The organism is Carboxylicivirga litoralis (genome assembly GCF_025499605.1).
In the GTDB taxonomy this organism is placed as follows: domain Bacteria; phylum Bacteroidota; class Bacteroidia; order Bacteroidales; family Marinilabiliaceae; genus Carboxylicivirga; species Carboxylicivirga litoralis.
This window is the reverse complement of record NZ_JAFMVC010000014.1, coordinates 22354-43358: the sequence shown is the minus strand read 5'-3', so window position 1 is coordinate 43358 and position 21005 is coordinate 22354. Positions and strand designations below refer to the sequence as shown.

Annotated in this window: 16 protein-coding genes and 1 pseudogene; 4 read left to right on the top strand and 13 right to left on the bottom strand. The window is 38.7% G+C overall.

All coding sequences use genetic code 11. From position 1 onward, the window contains the following. The first annotated feature begins 194 nt into the window (after positions 1–194). Both J1N10_RS13545 and J1N10_RS13540 read left to right on the top strand, forming a co-directional pair. Positions 195–3179 (top strand): TolB family protein, encoded by a 2985-nt coding sequence (locus J1N10_RS13545; RefSeq protein WP_262327258.1) that lies wholly within the window; start codon positions 195–197, stop codon positions 3177–3179. Between the two features lie 216 nt (positions 3180–3395). Continuing rightward, a complete protein-coding gene (locus J1N10_RS13540) occupies positions 3396–4682 on the top strand; it encodes a metallophosphoesterase (protein ID WP_262327257.1) in 1287 nt (428 codons plus the stop codon). Between the two features lie 98 nt (positions 4683–4780). On the opposite strand, the gene J1N10_RS13535 is transcribed toward J1N10_RS13540, so the two are convergent. From J1N10_RS13535 to J1N10_RS13475, 13 genes and pseudogenes are all read right to left on the bottom strand, one after another. Then, complete coding sequence (locus tag J1N10_RS13535) at positions 4781–5647, bottom strand: patatin-like phospholipase family protein (RefSeq protein ID WP_262327256.1); 867 nt, start codon at positions 5645–5647, stop codon at positions 4781–4783. Between the two features lie 4 nt (positions 5648–5651). Continuing rightward, positions 5652–6932, bottom strand: a complete 1281-nt coding sequence (locus J1N10_RS13530; RefSeq protein ID WP_262327255.1) for a hypothetical protein — start codon at positions 6930–6932, stop codon at positions 5652–5654. Between the two features lie 278 nt (positions 6933–7210). Beyond that, positions 7211–7900 carry a hypothetical protein gene (locus tag J1N10_RS13525; protein WP_262327254.1) on the bottom strand — a complete coding sequence of 230 codons (690 nt, stop codon included), beginning with the start codon at positions 7898–7900 and terminating at the stop codon, positions 7211–7213. Positions 7901–7907: 7 nt separating this feature from the next. Then, positions 7908–8720 carry a metallophosphoesterase family protein gene (locus tag J1N10_RS13520; RefSeq protein WP_262327253.1) on the bottom strand — a complete coding sequence of 271 codons (813 nt, stop codon included), beginning with the start codon at positions 8718–8720 and terminating at the stop codon, positions 7908–7910. A gap of 506 nt (positions 8721–9226) precedes the next feature. After that, entirely contained in the window at positions 9227–11134 is a 1908-nt protein-coding gene (locus J1N10_RS13515; protein WP_262327252.1) for a pyruvate carboxylase subunit B, read from the bottom strand. Positions 11135–11209: 75 nt separating this feature from the next. Next, positions 11210–11395 (bottom strand): hypothetical protein, encoded by a 186-nt coding sequence (locus J1N10_RS13510; protein WP_262327251.1) that lies wholly within the window; start codon positions 11393–11395, stop codon positions 11210–11212. A gap of 13 nt (positions 11396–11408) precedes the next feature. Next, complete coding sequence (locus J1N10_RS13505) at positions 11409–12965, bottom strand: acyl-CoA carboxylase subunit beta (protein WP_262327250.1); 1557 nt, start codon at positions 12963–12965, stop codon at positions 11409–11411. Positions 12966–13466: 501 nt separating this feature from the next. Then, positions 13467–13963 (bottom strand): annotated as a pseudogene (locus J1N10_RS21330) (phosphatase PAP2 family protein). A 358-nt stretch (positions 13964–14321) separates the two neighbouring features. Next, positions 14322–14708 (bottom strand): DUF423 domain-containing protein, encoded by a 387-nt coding sequence (locus J1N10_RS13495; protein ID WP_262327248.1) that lies wholly within the window; start codon positions 14706–14708, stop codon positions 14322–14324. Positions 14709–14799: 91 nt separating this feature from the next. Further along, on the bottom strand, positions 14800–15057 hold the full coding sequence (locus J1N10_RS13490) for a hypothetical protein (protein ID WP_262327247.1): 258 nt from the start codon (positions 15055–15057) through the stop codon (positions 14800–14802). Positions 15058–15180: 123 nt separating this feature from the next. Continuing rightward, positions 15181–15816, bottom strand: coding sequence for a YiiX/YebB-like N1pC/P60 family cysteine hydrolase (locus J1N10_RS13485; protein ID WP_262327246.1), 636 nt, complete (start codon positions 15814–15816; stop codon positions 15181–15183). Next, a complete protein-coding gene (locus tag J1N10_RS13480) occupies positions 15813–16085 on the bottom strand; it encodes a hypothetical protein (protein ID WP_262327245.1) in 273 nt (90 codons plus the stop codon). The genes J1N10_RS13485 and J1N10_RS13480 overlap by 4 nt, the downstream gene beginning before the upstream one ends. Before the next feature lie 119 nt (positions 16086–16204). Continuing rightward, the gene (locus J1N10_RS13475; protein ID WP_262327244.1) at positions 16205–17713 is read right to left on the bottom strand and encodes a hypothetical protein; all 1509 of its coding nucleotides are present in this window, start codon (positions 17711–17713) and stop codon (positions 16205–16207) included. A gap of 247 nt (positions 17714–17960) precedes the next feature. Between J1N10_RS13475 and J1N10_RS13470 the strand changes: the two genes are divergently transcribed. Both J1N10_RS13470 and J1N10_RS13465 read left to right on the top strand, forming a co-directional pair. Beyond that, positions 17961–19553, top strand: coding sequence for a DUF2339 domain-containing protein (locus J1N10_RS13470; protein ID WP_262327243.1), 1593 nt, complete (start codon positions 17961–17963; stop codon positions 19551–19553). A gap of 213 nt (positions 19554–19766) precedes the next feature. Continuing rightward, the gene (locus J1N10_RS13465; RefSeq protein WP_262327242.1) at positions 19767–21002 is read left to right on the top strand and encodes an MFS transporter; all 1236 of its coding nucleotides are present in this window, start codon (positions 19767–19769) and stop codon (positions 21000–21002) included. Positions 21003–21005: the final 3 nt, after the last annotated feature.

Genomic DNA, 21005 nt, shown 5'->3' with positions numbered 1-21005 from the left:
CAATCCTCCTTTTAGATTTAGGTTTATCACAAATTACAATATCGATACAACGAAGTAAAGTTTATCATTCAGATTATCATCTATTTATCCTCATTCTAAATAGCTATTTAATTCTTTAATTAAGTTGTTCATCTTAAACCAAACAGCTTGTAACAAATTTCTTTTTACTTTTATGAGCAAAGAAGCAATAAACCATGAAGCTAAGTCTGTTAATCACCATATTTTTATTCCTATCAATTAGTATCAATGCACAGTATTACAGTTCGGGATCCGATCCTGCCAATACTCAATGGCGACAGGTTAATTCTAAAACATTCAAAGTCGTTTACCCTGAGGAATTCGAAAGTGAAGCCAAACGCTTTATTGCTATGTTGGATTCTCTTTATGAATACGGCTCATACACCTTAAAACATACACCTAAACCCATACCGGTATTGATCCACTCTAAATCAGCCTACTCCAATGGTTTTGTTTCGTGGGCTCCCAAACGAATGGAAATTTACCCAACGCCTCATCAGGATATGATGGCGCAGGATTGGTTAGAACAATTAGCGATACATGAGTTCCGCCATGTGGTTCAAATTGACAAGTTAAATAAGGGCTTCACCAAATTTTTGACTATCCCATTTGGACAACAAGCCATTGGCGCTGTTTTAGGCCTATACGCACCATTATGGTTTTTAGAGGGAGATGCTGTTGTTACCGAAACGACTTTAAGTCAGGCTGGTCGTGGTCGTCGTCCCGCTTTTGAACAAGAAATAAAAGCGCAGGTGCTTGAAAAGCAAATCTATCACTACGACAAAGCTTACTTTGGCTCTTATAAAGATTATGTACCCAATCATTACCACATGGGGTATTTGTATGTAGCCGGCGCCCGCCATAAGTATGGTGCAGATGTTTGGGAAAAAGCCTTAGATGAAGCCGGTAAGAAACCGTGGTCAATAACACCTTTTAATAGGGGCCTCAAAAAGACAACGGGCAAAAACAAAGTCCCCTTATACAATGAGGTTTATGCCAACTGGAAAGACCGATGGCAACAGTTTAATGACTCCATAACGACTGACAAACATAAAATAATAACCAACAGAGATAAGCGATATAAAAACTATAATTACCCCACTCCTATTGACGAGCGACATGTTATTGCAGAAGTAAACGGACCAGGTGAATTAAACCATTTTGCAAAGATTGACATTGGCACAGGCGAAGAAGAGAAACTTTTGATTACAGGCAGTAGAAGTAGCGAACCCTTTTCCTATGCCAATAATACTATTGTATGGTCTGAACTGGAACAACATCCTCGCTGGGACAACCAGTATTTTTCTGTTATCAGAACATTTAACCTGAACACTGACAAACAACAGAAAATAACTAAAGCGAGCCGCTACAAAGCTCCAGCTCTTTCTCCTGATGGACAAATCATTGCCGTCATACACACTTCATTAAGCAATGAGTTCAGCATTCACTTATTAAACACATCAGATGGCAGCTTAATTAAAACTATATCCATACCTGACAATGCCTATCCCATGACGCCATCGTGGGATGAAGAAGGAAAACTATTGGTGATGATATTGCTTTCGAAGGAAGGTAAACGAATAGTAACCTTACAACCAAATACTGAACAATGGAACAGCATTACCCAACCATCATTCTCTGAAATACGTTTCCCTAAACTTCAGCAACAACAAGTATATTATACAGGCTCGTATAACGGCATTGAGAATCTATACAGGGTATCAGTCAATGGAGGAAAACTGGAAAAACTGACAGAATCAAAATTCGGAGCGGCCTTTCCTTCCATTCAAAACAATCAACTTTTTTATCAGAGCTACACATCTGATGGCTACCTTGTTGCTATGACTAAACTGAATGAAATAAACGCACAAAAATACACCATTCAACCCTTGCCCAATGAGCAAATAATAACACGATTACAGAAAGATGAAAAAGGACTTCCACAACTAAAACAACTTGAAACAAGCTCTTACACATCAAAAAAATACTCCAAATGGAACGTGTTTAATTTCCACACCTGGGCACCAGCCTTCATTAATATTGATGATACTGAAGTGACAACAGGAGCCAGCATTATGTCGCAAAACTTACTAAATACAACTTTCATTACAGCAGGTTACAATGCCGATAAACAATACTCGCGCGAGAAATTCAACCTTAACCTGTCGTACCAAGCCTGGTGGCCGGTATTTAATTTGGAGATGAAAGCCGGAAATGAATCAATAGAAGGTGGTTATCTGAATGAAACAGACTGGTATATTAACATTTATGATGCAAAACCTAATCATTATCTGATTGATTTTGAAATGCAATTACCATTAAATCTAACGCGAGGAAAATATGTTAGAAGCATTCAACCATCAGTTGGGTTAACCTACCAAACATCGGACAACTTTAATTACGACCGCTATTATTTAAAGTTGGGGGAAGATGGCATGCCCATACAGGAAGACGGTAAGTATGTGCCTGATTATGTTGAAACGCAAGTCTATCAAGGTTTCAATATCAAATCAACGGATTACTCCCTTTTTGCCTATAACTTATTGCGAACCACTCAGCGCGATGTCGCAACAAGGTGGGGGCAAATTGTGGAATTAAAATATCGCAATACACCTTTTGATGGTTCTGATTACGGAAGTATATTCGGAATTCATACACGTTTGTACTTCCCAGGCTTTGGCCGCCATCATGCTATTCGCATAGATAATGACTGGCATCAGAAAAAAAGAGGGGATTTTTACTACTCCAACGACACTTATAACATATACAAAGGCTTCAGTGACTTCGCTCGTTTTCCGCGAGGAGTGAATAGTGTGAGCAATGATGATTTATACTCATTTAAGGCCGACTATATGTTGCCGGTTGCTAATCCTGATTTTAATATTCCCGGCCTAATATATTTAAAACGTATTACGGCTAATTTATTCTACGATTATTCGCATGCCATAATCAGGCTTCAAGAAACAGCAACTAATAACTGGATAAAGAGTCAGCGTGATTTCTGCTCGGTTGGCGCCGAAGTTAGAGGTGAATTTCACCCGTTTCGTTTTGTCTTCCCAATGAAAATGGGTTACCGCTATGCATATTTACACGACACAAAAGCGCATTACCACGAAATATTATTCTCAATGGGTTTTGCAGGTGTTGTGGTGGGTAGATAGGCAATTAGGTGGTTAGATCATTAGGTGATTAGATGCTTAGGTCGATAGCTTTTATGACTTCTGGCACATTCCTATTTATCTGATTAACAAGCCGATTTTATAATAAAAAAACTTAAAAAATGTATATATACCGTTGGTATATAAAACCTTTGCAGTATTCTTGCGTAACAAAACACCGGGATCAGGAGTTGTTTAGTAGTAACGAAAGAATGACGAATGAAATACAGTTTGGGAGCATTTGTGGGGTTTGTGATTTTTACAATTTTAATTGATTTCTTACTGCATCGTTTGATTCATACAGATGATAACAAGAAAATCAATCATTTTGCCTTTCCGTTGGGAACGTTCTGGTTTTATAGTATACCAACTTTTTTTATATTATCCTTCTCTACCATTTTTGCCATAATAAAAACAACAAGTACAGCTTATACCTACGTTGTTTTTCAGTGGCTACTAGTCGGTTACCTACTGATTTACCTGCCGAAACTTTTTTATTACATCGGATACAAACTCACACACCGAGCCATTAAAATTAAAAGTAAGTTTTCGAGCAATGGCAAAATAAAGAAGATGAATGATGGACGCTATCCAAGCATCTCTCGTAAGAAATTCCTGAGCCAGGTGGGTATTGTTGTAGCTTCTGCACCATTTGTATCTTTACTATTTGGCGTTATAAAAGGACGTTTTGCCTTTAGTAAGCGCTACAGCAAATTATCGTTTCCTAACCTACCCGAATCCTTTGATGGATTAAAAATCGTACAGATTTCAGATTTACACCTGGGCAGTTTAAATTCGAATTACGAAGAAATGGAAGAGGCTGTTCGCCTTATCAACGATGAACACCCTGATATAATATGCTTTACCGGAGATTTAGTCAATAACTTCTACGAAGAAACCATAGGTTGGGAGAAGGTCTTCTGCAAGTTAAATGCTCGTATTGGTAAATACTCCATACTGGGCAATCACGATTATGGTGATTATTCAAAATGGCCATCTGCAAGCGATAAAGAGCATAATCTAAATCAAATAAAAGCGGCACATGGTCGCTTAGGTTTTAACCTGCTGAATAACCAATCGAGAACCATTGAGCAGAATGGTGACAAAATAGTAGTGACCGGCGTTGAAAATTGGGGTCATCCACCTTTTCCTCAATATGGTAATTTAAAGAAAGCCTCAGAAGGAACTGAAGCAATTCCATTTAAGTTGCTTCTATCGCACGATCCGGATCATTGGGATGCAGAAGTTAAAACGGAATATGATTATGACCTAACGCTTGCAGGACATACACACGGCATGCAATTTGGTATCGAGTTCAAAAACTTTCAGTGGAGTCCGGCTAAATATAAATTCCGCCGATGGGCTGGTTTATACAACGAAGGAAACAAGTTTCTGTATGTCAATCGCGGACTAGGTTACCTTGGAATGCCGGCACGTGTTGGCATGCCACCTGAAATTACTATTATTGAACTGACGCGTGGCCCCATTGGTAATGACCCAATGTAGATATTGAGTAATTGGTAAACTGAAAAACTACTTTAACAGTTCAACAATTTACCAGTTCAATACCCCCCAAATGGGAAACGGAAAATACAAAATAGTTCTCAACCCTTCAACCAACTCATTAGCTCATCAAACTCTTCATTCATTTCATTAAAACCTTGCTGATAAAGCAAATCGAGCTTCTGTGGATTATTCTCAATTCGTGAAACCATCATTTGTGCTTTCGGACGAATAATGTATACCTTGCCTTCTTTCTCTAAGTGTTCAAGTTCGTCGAGTGTTGTGTTGTAGTGCTCAGCTCTTGACAAGATTTGATCGACCAGCTTGGGATATTTAGCATATTTCGACTTAATCAACCATTGAAATTTAGCTGGCTCTTTACGATACTCACGATTCCTGGTTAAAATAACAACAGCCCGCCTACAGCCACTTTTAAAAGCCTGATGAATAGGTATTGAATCGGCAACACCGCCATCGAGGTATAAACCATTATTAAACTCCACCATCTTCGAAACCATTGGCAAACTACCTGAGGCCTGAATAGCTTTTAGCAGTTGATTTTGGTTCAGTTGCTTGCTCGAATAGTACTCGGCTTTTCCTGTAACAACATTGGTAATAACTATATTGAAATCGCAAAACGAATTAAAAGCTGCCTCGTAATCAAATGGCACCAGGCGATTAGTTATTTCATCATATATAAAATCCGGATTGAACAGGTTGCCCGTTTTTATCCAGTTGCCCCAACTCATATATCGCGGATCAGCTGTATATTTCTCATTTATAACCCGATTGCGTCCAAACTGTTGCGATGCATACGAAATACCATAGGCCGCACCAGCTGACACACCAATAGCATAGGAAAAATGTAGTTTTCGCTTAAGAAAATAATCCATTACACCAGCCGAGAAAATGCCTCTAAAGCCTCCACCTTCGAGCACTAAACCGGTTTCATTCACCTTGTATTCCAATTCTTTAATATCTTAATCCTTTAATAGTTGGACGCGTTACATCGCCACTCATCTCTAACACAATGCTTTTGCCTTTTCGCGGTAACGACTGCATCGTCATTAACTCAAATGTTGTCAATGCATTTTCAATACCGGGAGCCAGCTCACTGACTATTAATGTTGCTTTTTCAATTTGCGATGCTTTATGATGACGTTCATCAATCTTGATTTTAGCCTCCAATTCAGCATTCATTAACGATGATAATAATTCGCCTTGGCTGATAACTAATAAATCGTTTTCAATCTTAGAACTGATAGCCAGTTTTTTAACCGTCAGTTTATCCATTTTCAGACCAAGCAATGCTGTTTGCGCCTCTAGCTCAGCTTTCTTTGCCCCGGCATACTCCACTGATAAATTTTCGAGTAAAAGCTGAGTTGATTGTGAATGAATTTGAGGTAAACTATCCTCATAACTTACATCGCCATCCATTTTGACATATAAATTATCAAGCGAGTATTTACCATTGGTCTCAGGGTCTCCCCACTCTATACCTTTATCATTCAGTTTTAATTCTATAGATGAAGACGAATGTGTTACTTTCATTTTTTCCAACCCTTCACCTTCATAACTCAGTTCACCAACAGAAGTATAGGTGGCTAAAGGTGAATGTAGCAATACATCGTTAAGCTGTATAATTTGCTTATCCGGATTAAATCTTAAATCAGCGGTTAACTTATCGATTTTATTAAAGCGATTGATTTGCTCAGATGTAAAACCCAAAGCATCCATCCATGGTGTATCGGCAAAACTTAGGCCTTTGGCATCAACCTTAACCGCTTGCTTTTGATCTGGAAATTTATCATTCAACTGTTCCAGATCTTGCTTTGTTAAGTGTCCTTTAAAAGAAAAATATAAATCATCAACCAATAACTTATCATCAACTCCTTCAATAAATACTGCACTATCGAACAGGTGAATGCTAAAGGTTTTAACCTCTTCAAAATTCTTAGATTTCAATAAGCGCATAGCCTCTGAATATGGCATACCCAGTTTAGCTTCAGTACTACTGAATAACTCCACTCCATCATCACTTACAATTTGCAATCCATAAAACTCTAATTTTGAGAACAGTGGATTAACATTAACTTTATCAAATGTCACCTCCGCTCCTTCAAACACTAACTCGATTTGTCTCTCTAGCTGATTTTCAATTTTTTTTGAAAGGATATTGCCATATATCCAATTTCCAATTAGCAGACCTGCAACGATTAATACAACTGTTATTAAAATGCGTGTTTTCTTCATGGGGTACATGTTAAGCATTAGACTGACACTAAAAGTAAAAAAAAGCCTTTGGATTTAGCGATTCATTTTAAACTAATTGTTTTAAAGTTCAATTTTTAACGCCTTTTTAACGATTCCATCCAATTTTATTATTAAAAACGTTTCATTTCTTTTTTTGACACTGTATTTATTTATACAAATAAAACTATAAAAAAGAGCTGCATTCCGTTGAATGTAGCCCTTTCTACTTACTAATTATGAGCTATAGATGATTTTTGCTCACCTATGAAAAGAAATGTCTAACGCAAGTAAAACGTCACTCCTATGGCCATGGATAACGCCATATGTGGTTTTACATATTCGGTACGAATGGCTTCTAACAAATAGGCATCCATGGCCGAAAACTCAGTATAAACCCCAACTCCATCAAAGTAACGGTTGTGAATGGCAAACTTTAATTCGCCTCCCAAAAACGGGTAGAAATGTACCTTATTCTGGAAATAATATTCCTTTGGATAGTAATCCGGCAATCGCCGAAACGTATTATTTGTATTACCCCAATTGATGGACAAACCTCCATAGGGTTTAAAGTATTTAAAAAGCGGTTGCTTAGTAAAGTAAAAACTATTTTTAAGCGAAATACTGATAACACTATTTTTACTCCCGCCAAAGTTTTCACTCAAATAACCAAAAAACAAAGCTGGCTGATAAGTCGGTGTTATGGCATAACCAAAGCCAATGGACATCAAACCAATACTTCCGGCATATTGCAATTTATACTGGCCAGGAATAAACCAACGGTGACGATAAGTAATTGTATCGTTCTTTATCACCACTATTCTTTCTTTATAGGCCTTTTGAAGCATTCTGGGCATTTCTACCCATGTCGAATCATCAGCATCAGCTTGGGCTTTTAATTCCACAGCTCCAAACATCATAAAGCCAATTAGCAAGACATCCCAAATACGATTTTTTTTCTTTTCTGTCATGCTAATTTTAGTATTTAATTACCTCGTGCTTAATGGTGTCTGGCTGAACATCAAGAATAATTAATTGATTGCGTTCAGGAGATGGCACTGATAAATAATGAACATCATCATAGGGTTGAGAATAGCTGTAACTGTGCCCATGCCCATGAATTGATAGATCAAGGTTATGGCGTAATAGAATCTGATTATACAGAAACTCGTTACCCACCGTAAATTGTTGATCCCAAGGTGGTATATGTGCAAAAGGAAGAACGTATTTATAATCCGAATCATTAACAAGGGCTTTATCAAACCACTCAAAATCCGGATCAGACACCTTCTTCTCCCAAATGATATCATCAAACATCACAAACTTAACATCCTTATATTCAAAGAAAAAGTTACTTTCACCAAACATCTCGCTATAAATATCATAGCCATTACCCAGGCAATCGTGATTACCAATAAGCGTGATAACCGGTATTTTAATCTTATTCATGACATCGCTGTACCAGTTAAATTCACGAGAATTAGCACTTAAGGTTATATCACCCAAATGAATAATAAAATCTAAATCATCGCGGGTATTGATGTATTCCACCTGCTTTTCAAATTCATCGTAGTAAGTGTGAGAATCAGCAATTAAACCAATTCGAAAAGGTGTAAATGGTTCATTGGCCTTTGGAAGTAGTTTATTATAGTTACTAATGTTTTGCTTCTTCCACTTCGACTTGACAATATTTTGATAAGGGCTGTATTCAATCACCTCATCGCAGGCCAGAAACAACAGCGACAAAACAATTGTACTCACAACAGCTTTTACTGAGAAATTTGGGTTCATTATTTCAGTACTTACATGAAAACCATCAATCCGGTGCGGATACTGGTTTTAGATTCATTTCAAATTTAAAGACAAAACAAAACGCTTGTTAAAACAATGGTTTGAAGTATAAAAAGAAATGAATGAAACGCCTCTTCGACAGGTTGAATTTATTGGTATGAATAATTGTAGTGTGGTGCATGAGTATTAATAATTGAATGAATTATTATGGCGCACAAATATATCTATATTATTATATATCCATATATTTATATGCGTATATTTTTACAAGATTTGTCATTAATACCGATTAACAATTAAAATGCGCCTTATTTTCACTTGACTCATTAAGGCACTTTAATCGTCTTGTGGCATTAACTCCCGAATTATTCGGGATAAGCTATTGTAGTTTTTAAATTTCGCATAAAGCTCATTTTAAAATACAATTGGTATAACCGCTGGAATAAAAAAAGGCAGACCTAATGGCCTGCCTCAATTCTTGGAGTATATTGTATTGGATTTAGCTACTATGCTTCTGCTGGCTCAATCACCATCAACACATCGCCTTTAGCAACTGAATCACCTGAATCGAATTTGATTTCCTTAACCACACCGTCAACGGCAGCATCAAGGTTGTTCATCATCTTCATCGCTTCAAGCACAGCTAAAGTGTCACCTGCTTTCACTTCGTCGCCAACTTTTGCTTTGAACTCTACAATCATACCTGGGATTGGAGCTACTAAGCTACCTGTTGACTCTACCTCTTTGGCACCGCCTGTTTTACCACGACGAGCACGAGGCGCTGCAGCTGCGTTAGGATCGTTAATTTCTACAGTAAATACCTCACCGTCAACCTTCACTTCCAACTCACGAGTTGCACCTGAACCACCTTTTGATGTTAACTCACCTGAAAGGGCTTTACGCACCAATTCTTCTTCTTTTTCAACCTGCTCCATGGTCTTCGCTTTGAATTCAGCAGGCACTTCTTCCTTACCATATTTCCATTTCAGGAAGCGCTTACCTGTAACAGGATAAAGAGCACATAATACTTCATCATCAATATCCTGGGCTAAACCAGAGAATTCATCTTTCACCTGATCCAATTCCGGCTCAAGGATAGAACCTGGACGAACAGTGATAGGCTCTTCACCACGTGGGTAATCTTTCAGAGCTTTCTTCTGAACCTCAGGATTGATTGGGTCAGTTGTTTTACCATACAATCCGAAGCAAAGGTCTTTCACCTCTTTAGTAATTTGTGCATACTCACCTTCGTAAGAGTCAAACAATACGTTGTTGACTGTTTGAACACCAACAATCTGAGAAGTAGGCGTTACCAATGGAATGTTACCTAGATCTTTACGTACTTTTGGTAATAAACGGAATACTTCAGGTAATTTATCTAAAGCGTCCATTGCTTTCAACTGGTTCACCAAGTTAGATAACATACCACCTGGTGTTTGGTGAAGCAATACGTTAATATCAGTAGTTGCGTACTTAGGATTGTTATCTAAGTGCTTGTACTTAGGTATGTATTTCTCCATCTCGTCAGAGATAGCAGTAATTTTGTTGATGTCCATACCTGAGTCGCGGTTAGTACCTAACAACGACATGATGATTGGCTCAACAGCTGCGTGAGACGTACGGTAAGCGTAAGGCCCGATACAAGTATCAACAATATCAACACCAGCTTCAATTGCTTTGAAGATAGCTAAGTCACCCATACCAGAGGTAAAGTGCGTGTGTAGGTTGATAGGTGTATCAGTGAATTTCTTGATTTCGCGAACCAAGTTATAGATATCGTAAGGTGCAATTAAACCGGCCATATCTTTGATACAGATAGAATCAACACCAAACTCTAATAATTCTTTTACTTTATTGATGTAGTAGTCCATGTTATAGATATCACCACCTAAACGAGGCTGGTTCAATGTGTAACATACTACACCCTGGAAGTGCTTCTTATTGTCTTTAATAACTTTAGCTGCAGTCTCGAAGTTACGGAAGTCATTCAAGGCATCGAAACAACGGAAAATATCCATACCGTTATCGATGGCGCGCTGAACAAACGCCTGCACCACATCATCTGCATAGTTACGGTAACCTACCACGTTCTGTCCGCGAAGCAACATTGAAAATGGTGTTTTCGGCATGTGCTTTTTCAACACGCGTAAACGCTCCCATGGATCCTCAGCTAAGAATCGGTGCATGGTATCAAATGTTGCACCACCCCATGTTTCAACAGCGTTGTATCCAGCGTTGTCAATCATTTCAGCAACAGGCAACATATCTTCGGTACGACCACGAGTTGCAAATAAAGACTGGTGTCCATCACGTAAACTTACGTCGTTAATTTTAATTGGATTGGCTGCTTTTGGACGGTCAGCGCCAAACTCTAGTGGAGCCATTTCTAATGCTCCGTGCTTATCGAAATTCATCTGATTCAATGTTTAATTGTTAATGACTAATGATAAATACGTAATAATCATCTACCATTAATCTCTAATCATTAATTAAGCGCGAGAACGTAATAAACGACCGCGACGTTGTACCATAGCCCGGTTACTCATGATTACCTCTTTACCTATAGCTTTCCATGAATTAACAGCCTTTACTTCGTTGTTTTTAGCTGCTTCCTGCTCCAGGTAATAAGCTACTGCAATCATTGCCGCTTTTCTCTTTTTTTCTCTTGCTGTCATAGTACAATCGTTTTTACAATGGAATGTTTCCGTGCTTCTTAGGAGGCAATATCTCAGTCTTAGTCGACATCACTTCCATGGCGTCGATTAGGCGCTGCCTTGTTTCGCTTGGCAGGATAACATCATCAATATAACCACGCTTAGCGGCTAAGTAAGGTACGCTAAATGCCTCTTCGTACTCGTTGATTTTAGCATCTGTCATGGCTTGCTTGTCTTCAGCTTCAGCAATCTGCTTACGGTAAGTAGAGATAATCTCAACTGCACCTTTAGCACCCATAACTGCAATCTCGGCTGATGGCCATGCAAATACCATATCTGCACCCAATGGCTTAGAACACATGGCTAAGTAGGCACCACCGTAGTCTTTACGCGTTACAACAGTGAACTTAGGCACAGTAGCTTCGGCATATGACCATAATAACTTAGCACCGTGACGAATAATACCGTCCCACTCCTGCTGAACACCTGGTAAGTATCCTGGTACATCAACGAAAGTAATCATTGGTATATTGAAAGCATCACAAGTACGTACAAAGCGTGAAATCTTATCAGAAGCATCGATATCTAAACATCCTGCCTGAATCATTGGCTGGTTAGCAATGATACCAACAGAACGGTTGTTTAGGTGACCGAAACCAACAATAGCGTTTTCAGCATAGTGCTCGTGCACCTGCATAAATTCACCGTTGTCAAGTACCGATTCAATAACATCCACCATGTTATATGGTGTTTTTGCATCATCTGGTATAATTGTATCTAACTCTTCACACTGACGAGTTGGGTCATCGCCCATAGGAATCTGTGGCGCCTCTTCCAAGTTGTTGTTTGGTAAGAATTCTAACAACTCTTTGATGGCATCAATTGTATCTTCGTCGCTATCGCAGGCAAAGTGAGCATTACCACTTTTAGTGTTATGCACCATGGCTCCACCTAGATCTTCTAAGGTGGTTTCCTCACCTGTTACAGTCTTAATAACGTTAGGACCAGTAATAAACATGTGACTCTTTTTCTTTACCATAAAGATAAAGTCAGTCATTGCAGGAGAGTATACAGCACCACCGGCACAAGGGCCCATGATGGCCGAAATTTGAGGAATAACACCAGATGCACGTGAGTTACGCATAAAAATCTCACCGTAACCTTTTAAGGCATCAACACCTTCTTCAACACGAGCACCACCCGAATCGTTTAATCCTACAACAGGCGCACCAGCTTTAACTGCCAAGTCCATAATTTTACAAATCTTAGCTGCATGCATTTCACCAAGTGAACCACCGCGTGAAGTAAAATCCTGCGAGTAAGCAAAAACAGGACGACCGTGCACTAAACCGTGACCGATAATCACACCGTCAGAAGGGATTTCAATTTTTTCAAGACCGAAGTTTACTGAGCGGTGCTCAACAAACGCGTCTATTTCCCTAAAACTACCTTCGTCAAAAAGATGATCTAAACGCTCGCGAGCTGAAAGTTTGCCCTTTTCGTGATGTTTAGCCACACGTGCATCGCCGCCCATTTTCCGGACTTCCTCACGTTTCTTTTTAAGTAGCTCAATCTTCTCAGATACTTTCATAAATACAGATACTTTACAATTACACCAAAAATTCTTTAATTGTCTTTTATGCCGCCAAAAATATATACTACAAGTGATAAGTTGGCCTTATAAATGTTAAAAAAATGAAAATTCACGAATTATTTCTTTAATTAAGGATTTACAACTTGACAATACCGAATAAATAACAAAAAGAGTTTTGAAGGTTTTATATGCTTTTAAATTAAAAGTAAACAACTTGTATCACCTTTAAATTATACATTTTCAACAACATACATCTTAAACACCCTAACTTACCTGACGTAAAGCCTTATAAAACAAACAAAAGCACCTCATACAATCACTACGCTTTAAGCACACTAGCAATTAACTCACGATCAGATATTAATATAATACTCCCATTCAGTTCTAGTCAAGTGTTGACCTAGTATTTTTGATAGCCCAGGTAATAATACAAGGCAAGTTGATTTAAAAATGTTCACCCTTAATTCGGATAATCAAAATCATTTATTTTGAATGAAATTATTTCTGCTTAACTAAGCCATCAATCAACCCAACCCATACAATAACCAACCCCAGCATCACGCCCATACTTGCACCACAAGTAATATCAAGCGGTGAATGCACACCCAAAATAACACGAGAAAGTGCCACCAACGTGGCCCATACAAAGGGCAGGATATAAACCGTCGTCGTTTGAAATCGGCATACACAAAAAGAATAATATAAGCCATTAGTGTAGCCATTAAAAAAGCATTAAACGAGTGCCCCGATGGAAACGAATAACCAGTTTCGTGCAACCAATGCTGAAGCACTTTAGGATGCAACGGTTTATTATCAAAAGTGATCGTATCGGTTTGTGTTCTCAAGAAATATTGCAGATAACGCTGGCGCTCTTCCTTACTTTCAAAGGCATAAAAAGCATCTTTATCAAACCCCTTCTGCTGATGCAGATAAATAATATTGGGCCTTTCAACTTTGAGATGTTCTTTAATAAGGTTTTCGTTCACCTTCGCCATCCCGCCTAGCACCAGCGAGAAAGCAACCAACGAAAGTACGATGGTCAAGACCTTACGCTTCCAGCCCTTGTAATTCAGACTAATTAATACACAAAATGCAATTGTTATCAAAGGCACACCAACAGTACCACCCGAATGCGAGATAAATAACCAAAAGGTGGACGCCCAACCATCGTTAATAGCCGAAAAACCATAGGGCAATAAAAATGTACTGGCAAGTACCGCCAGGCTTATTAGTGAAAGGATTAACAATGATTTGATTCGTAAACGCATTAAACTGCCATTAATTAACGCCAGCTTAAATTAGTTATTTTTAGCCTGAATTGCCTGTAATCAAAATTGAAAATAAACATTTCTTTTATCGGAATCCCTTCAGAACATGAATCAACAACAAACACCAACCCACAATTAGCAACAAACCACCAAAAGGCGTTACTGGTCCAAGAATTTTTAGGTTTCCTCCAAATGCACTTGACATATTCAATAAGTAAATACTAAAGGAGAATAAGAAAGTACCAAGTATAAAGCTCCATCCCATCATGGTTTGTAACCGTCTATCGAAGGACAGTTGCAAGCCCAGCACTAATAATACAATGGCATGATACATCTGGTACTTTACCCCAACCTCAAAACTCTGCAACTGCTCAGCGGTTAAAACTTTTTTCAATGCATGCGCACCTAAAGCTCCAAAAACAACTGATAAACCACCGTATATAGTGGCAATAATTAACACAACCTGTTTCATAAAAAAGACGCAAGATTTAAGACATAATCATTAAGACCGCAACAACATTCAGCACGGCATCTTGAGAAAAACAAGTTCTATAACAAAAGGTTTACCCCTTTACATTTACCAAATCTTTAATTTCAAACTGCAGCTTCTCTGAAAAATCAATCTTCAGCGATTTAAACTCCTCGTCCATAACAAATTTATAACCTTCAACGGTCTGACTTGGCAGCGGCTCTTTGCCCTTGTATTTTTTTCGATAGGCTTTTATTTGCTTACAATCGTTGCGCTCAATAGCAACCAAACACTGCAGGTTTTCGTTTTCGTAGATTTCATAGTCGCTTTTAATGTTTCGTAGGATACCCATAGTTTATTTGTTGATGTGTTGATTTGATAAATTGATGAATTGAAAAACTGGCAAATTGTTGAACCGTCGAATTGGTGAATGGTCGAACTGAAAACACACTCTGTTCACTTTTAGACTCCACACTCACTTCACTTGTCCTAAAAACTTCAATCGCTCGTTAGCTGCCATACCATTAGGATTACAGCCCGGCTCACCTTCGGGAATATCGATTCCCAACTCTTTATAGTGCTTTATCCATCCCTCGTGAAATTCTCCACTTTGGGGATCGATAAACGTCATTGGATTAAGCTTGAATATTGAATCTTGCACAAAAAGTTCATAAACATATTCAGAGCAATAAAACCCCTCATCTTCTAATATGTAGGAATAATTATAAGGCTGGCCAACATGTTGCCTGGCTGTTTCGAGCGCCCTGTCAATCATTGCCTGATAACTATCTTTAATCCTGAAATGTCCCACAACGAGCGAATCTTCAGTACTCAGGCAGAAATCAGCCAGCAACTCCTTCGTCACCCCCTTGACCGGGGCTGCATGATACACCCAAACAGTATCATTGCACAACTCTACAACACCCATATGTGTATAATGATGCGCTTTACCGGTTTGTGTCACCGCATCAATAGCCTCTGAAAGCGAACCGTCCATACGTCCGCGAAAAAGAATATCACCTGATTTGAATGGATTCGTTGTTTTATCTTCTGTACATCCCATTGAAAAAGTTAAAAGTACAATAACAGCCACCTTAAAAAGGTGCTTCACCTCCATGTTATTTGAATCTCTATAGGTTGAATACTAAAATCATTCATCATAAAACGCAAGGCTCTAACCTCTTTAAGTTTGATTTGAAGCAACCACTTTTCCAATGGCTTACCTTTGGCCTGCCCCTTTTCATCCACTACTTCCAATAATACATCTTTGCATTTAGAGCGGGATACTTCGAGCATAATTATTTTAACACCCATTGGGATAGCGACTTCCTCATTCCGATACCTGGCAGACAAGCTGACTGTTCTGATATTATTTGCCATGAATGCAAAATTAGCATAATTGTATGGTACGGTGTAATTTTGTTATTATTTCTGGCTGATTAAGCAGATATAAACTGAATAAAAACCGGTGTTAACCTGTATATATTAATGGAAACTTTTTACTCAATCGACACTAAATCGAGCAATACTTTATAGGGTTGCCGCCCAACAATTTTAGATTTCATCCATGCATAATAGACAGACGCATGCAAATCCTCCTGCTCAATCGGAATCCAGTCAAAACTTTCTTCCACACTGTTGTAAAACGTTTTTGTTTGAACAATGTCGGGGTCATCCACTATTTGATTCACCAGGTTAAGAAAAACCAAAACGCGTTCCATCTGTGGCAATTTACCTGAACTGTATTTATGACGTTGCATGGCGCGTATTTTATTGGCCGCAATATCAAGGTTACCCAGCTCATACTGAATAAAAACATCCAACAAATCCTTTTTAACCACCCACTCAACACCCGCCACCTTGATACACCAGGTATTGCTGTGCTCAATAGACAACAATTCCTGCAAAGCCACCTTATAATCTTCGTTATAAAAATGATAAATCGCCTTATTGAGTTTCAAATTCAGAATCTCATCGGGCTTTAAGCGCAATTGCTGCATAAAAGCAGCATCTACCATACGAATAGCTTCGACTATATATCCTGAGAAAAAACGCAAAGCACAATACAACTGTGTAAAACGAGGTAACAGACGCGTATATTCCGTTTTAGAAATAATGCGCAACTGCTCCCGCAGTAAATAAATGTATTCGTGCGCCTGTTTAAATTTCTTATTTCTGAATAAAGTGTGCGCAATCATATACTGAAGTCGCGCCACATAAAATTTATCATTTTCTGACGGTTGATCACCTAGGGTAATATCACTATAAAAGCGAAGCAATAATGGCTCAAAAGCATAATAATTCTTGGCCGTTTTAGCAGCACTGCGGGCAATGGACATGAGGCGGTACACCATGGAAGGCCGGCGCGAAACAGTTCCAATCAAATCATACTCGCTCAACACCTGCTCAATCAAGGACTGCATATCAGTGTCACCAACATCTGATTTGGCCTGCTGCAAATGGTACTGGATGATTTTATATGCTGTATCAGCCCTGTCGTCTTCTATGGCCAGCTGCAAATAGGTTTTCTTTCGCTCTAAAATGGGTTCAATGGATTGCTTAAGTTGATGCAAAGGCATATCCAGTTGCTGCCTTGCAATTTGATTTGCCATTGCATATTGCTCTGTCTTTACAGCCATTTGTTCTGCTTTGCGCAAATATTTCCAGGCCAATGCATCAAGATTGTATTCGCTAAGATATCGTGCCAAACCAATATAAGCCGACACCTGTGTTTCAGAGGTATAATCCTCACGCAACTGTTTGGAGAAGATAAAATCGGTGACATGTCGTAATAATTTCTTACGCAAAGCATGATAAGCCACTTTATTACCATCAGGATATAAACGCTTTAGAATGGCAGCCTTATCCATCTCCCCGTCCTTATAAAAGAGCCAAAACAAATCCAAATCCTTGCGCTTTTGTTTTCGCTTCAATCGATTAATAAAAGAAGCAAATTCAGTGGCCTCACCAGGTGCGAATGTTTGTATAATTTCAACTAATGCATCCATCTTTAAAAGTCCGTTTTACTATACTCAATAGATTATTTGAAGAATAGGACATTAGAACAAAAATAGGCTTAAAAACTAATAATTCGAATATTTACACTATAAAAATAGCCTCTACCCATATTACACCAATTTGAAATACCCATCTTTTAAAAGTCTGTTTTTTGAACTTTTTGGTTTGCTATTGCTTCTTTGAGGGTTGTATGTTTACACCGTCAAATAATAAAAGTTTAACCCAAATTTGATGATCATGATTGAATTAATTAAGAAACACTGGATAACCACATTAGGTATCTTGTTTTTGTTTTCGGCATTCACCTATTTCCTAAAGATTGTCTTCGAAAACGATTGGTTTCCAACAGAACTAAGAGTATTATCGGGCTTTGCACTAGGTGTTACCTTGCTTTTTGCCGGATATAGCTACTACCGCAAGAACAGCATCACCACCTGCCAAATGCTGGCCGGAACAGGTATGAGTATTATTTATGCTACTTTCTCCTATGTGGCCTTTGGCGATATGCTCAACTGGCCCTACAACATCACGTTTATTTCGGTGCTGAGCATAACGGCTTTAACCACCTTTTTAAGTTATCGCTACAACCTGCGCGCTTTAATATTCATCAGCATAATGGGCGGTTTGCTCTCTCCTCTATTTATGAAAGCACATGCCCATCACGACTTGTTGTTGTTTGCCTATGTTTTGATACTGAATATTGGTTCGCTTTATGTCAGCATCTCTAAGCGATGGACGGAATTACGCGCCATGACATTTATAATTACCGTGCTGATATATGCCACTTACTTTGTCTATTTTGAGCCCGCTACATGGGGACGCCCGTTCTTTTATGCAGCCGCACTATTTGTTACTTATATGGGTGGAATTATTTATGCCGCTTATTCTGAAAACGATAAATTCACCGGCTGGAACCTGTATTTAAGCTTGATTAATGCCATGCTATTTATTTTCTGGTCAATCTACATACTGGGCAGCTTTAACATTACTTTTACTGTACCACTATTAATTGTTGGAACCACTTTTATAGCCGCCTCTGTGTTTATCTATTCTTTATCGGGTAAAAAGGTATTTCCATCCATTATTTATACTTGCCTCGGACTGTTGTTATTTGCTATTTCAGCCGCCAACATCCAACCAATGAGCATCTATGGATTCGAATATGTAGTAACAACCATGCTATGGCTTTTAGTAGTCATCAGCACCTATACCATTGGTCGATTTGCCAAAGCTTATGAATTAATCTACGTGAGCTACGCGGCCTGGTTAATGCTGATTATATATTGGTTCACAGTTGCCTGGGATGTCAAATGGATTGAATTATTTGGCATCAAATACTTACCATTCCTAAACGCCGGTGCACTCACCTGGGGGGCACTTGCAGCTTTTGGCTTTTATGCAGCTAAAAAAGAAAACAGCAACAACAGTGGCTTAAGTACACTAATGGCTATTGCCTCAAATATTATTGTAGCAGGTTTATTTACGATTCAGATTAAGAATTTATGGATAGCTTATGACATCGAATTTATGAGCCGAACGCTGGCCATCTCTATCTCATATATTATTTATGCCTTACTAATATTTTTATGGGGAGCACACACCAAAGCAATTGCCTTTCGCGTGATGGGCTCTATTGTCCTCGTCATGACCTCACTAAAAGTATTCTTCTGGGATATTCCGGGCGATGCTACCATCAGTAAAATGGTATTTCTATTAATCATTGGACTGTTTACCTTGCTAATTGCACGTATCAACAAACATTGGCTCGAAAAAGAAACAGAAGAAAAAAGCTCGTTATCAATGGATAATGAACTTAGCTCTCAACAATAGAGCTTAATTAACCCATTTTTAACGGCAAATCATACGCATCACTTATATTTGTATAGGATGAGGTTGTCCAAAAACGAAGTCCGTTCATCGAGCGGAGTCGAGATGAGATTTAAATAAAGTTGATTATCAATGCATAATCACTTCGACTCCGCTCTGTGATCGAGTCCCTTTCTAATTTTCGGACACTCTCACCCTTTTTATAATCTGATTACTATGAACAATTCAAAAAAAGCCAACTGGCTACCACTGTTTATCACCAATTTTTTGGGTGTATTAAACGACAACTACCTGAAGTACCTTGTCTTTTTCATTTCCACAACCTGGATGATGAAAAATCAGGAATCTATAGTTATAATGCTGGCTTCGGCGCTTTTTGTTATACCTTACATTGCCTTTTCACCAATCGCTGGTAAGCTGGCTCGCGACCATTCAAAAGCGAAGATTATCCAACGGGCTAAGCTATACGAAATCCCTATCATGATAATTGCTTCCATTGGTTTCATTCTGCACAGTGTCAGCATCACCATGTTTGCCATCTTCCTGATGGGATTACAAAGTTGTTTATTCTCACCAGCTAAGTATGGCATTATTCGTGACATAGGCGGAAAAGAAGGCATCCCTTTCGGAACCGGAGCCATGGAAATGCTAACGTTTATGGGCGTACTAATAGGCACGTATATTGCCGGTGTTACTTCCGACATCAGCCTGATAGACTCTTTAGCTCCTTATCGTTCCATCATCGTTTGTTGCGCTTTAATTCTGTTTGCAATTATTGGCTGGTTATTCAGTTTGAAAATTGCCCCTAAAGAAAGTGTTCCAGATGACGAAGATGAGACAACTTTAAATCCAATTATATTCTTAATACGCTCTTATAAATGGAGCCGCCAAATTCGCGGATTGAACATTGTCATCATAGGCTTAGCAACTTTCTGGGCGATTGGTTCGCTGCTACAGATGAACATCACGGTTCATTGCCGCAATGTACTCGAACTATCCGACACCGCCACCAGCACTATTATGGCGTTGGTTGCCATTGGCATTGGAGCAGGCTGCTATGTTACCGGCGTCATCTCTAACAAACAAGTGAAAATGTATTTAGTCCCAATTGGCGGTTTGGGCATGCTGATTTGCGTATCTTCCATTTTCATTTTCAACCCGGAGACTGTTCTTTTTACTGTATTAATTGTGCTTACAGCCTTTTTTGCAGGTGTATTTAAAATACCTTTAAATGCTTTCATACAGGCTCGTGTAGAAGGACGCAAACTAGGTCTTATATTGGCCTACAATAACCTGATGCTATTTTCTTTCATCCTGTTGTCTGCTGGTATTTTTGGCATTGTCGAAACCATTGCCAACTCCTTAATGGTATTTGGAGCCGTCAGCATTATAACCCTCATTATTACGATTGTTGCATGGATGCGAATTCCGGGTGCAGGAAGAATTAAATAACTT

Bases quoted from the DNA above. Each gene is read 5' to 3' on its own strand.
- J1N10_RS13510 (WP_262327251.1), bottom strand. From the start codon at position 11,395: ATGACAGCAAGAGAAAAAAAGAGAAAAGCGGCAATGATTGCAGTAGCT.
- J1N10_RS13470 (WP_262327243.1), top strand. From the start codon at position 17,961: ATGATTGAATTAATTAAGAAACACTGGATAACCACATTAGGTATCTTG.
- J1N10_RS13465 (WP_262327242.1), top strand. From the start codon at position 19,767: ATGAACAATTCAAAAAAAGCCAACTGGCTACCACTGTTTATCACCAAT.
- J1N10_RS13480 (WP_262327245.1), bottom strand. From the start codon at position 16,085: ATGGCAAATAATATCAGAACAGTCAGCTTGTCTGCCAGGTATCGGAAT.
- J1N10_RS13495 (WP_262327248.1), bottom strand. From the start codon at position 14,708: ATGAAACAGGTTGTGTTAATTATTGCCACTATATACGGTGGTTTATCA.
- J1N10_RS13530 (WP_262327255.1), bottom strand. From the start codon at position 6,932: ATGAAGAAAACACGCATTTTAATAACAGTTGTATTAATCGTTGCAGGT.
- J1N10_RS13490 (WP_262327247.1), bottom strand. From the start codon at position 15,057: ATGGGTATCCTACGAAACATTAAAAGCGACTATGAAATCTACGAAAAC.
- J1N10_RS13540 (WP_262327257.1), top strand. From the start codon at position 3,396: ATGAAATACAGTTTGGGAGCATTTGTGGGGTTTGTGATTTTTACAATT.
- J1N10_RS13505 (WP_262327250.1), bottom strand. From the start codon at position 12,965: ATGAAAGTATCTGAGAAGATTGAGCTACTTAAAAAGAAACGTGAGGAA.
- J1N10_RS13520 (WP_262327253.1), bottom strand. From the start codon at position 8,720: ATGAACCCAAATTTCTCAGTAAAAGCTGTTGTGAGTACAATTGTTTTG.
- J1N10_RS13475 (WP_262327244.1), bottom strand. From the start codon at position 17,713: ATGGATGCATTAGTTGAAATTATACAAACATTCGCACCTGGTGAGGCC.
- J1N10_RS13545 (WP_262327258.1), top strand. From the start codon at position 195: ATGAAGCTAAGTCTGTTAATCACCATATTTTTATTCCTATCAATTAGT.
- J1N10_RS13525 (WP_262327254.1), bottom strand. From the start codon at position 7,900: ATGACAGAAAAGAAAAAAAATCGTATTTGGGATGTCTTGCTAATTGGC.
- J1N10_RS13515 (WP_262327252.1), bottom strand. From the start codon at position 11,134: ATGAATTTCGATAAGCACGGAGCATTAGAAATGGCTCCACTAGAGTTT.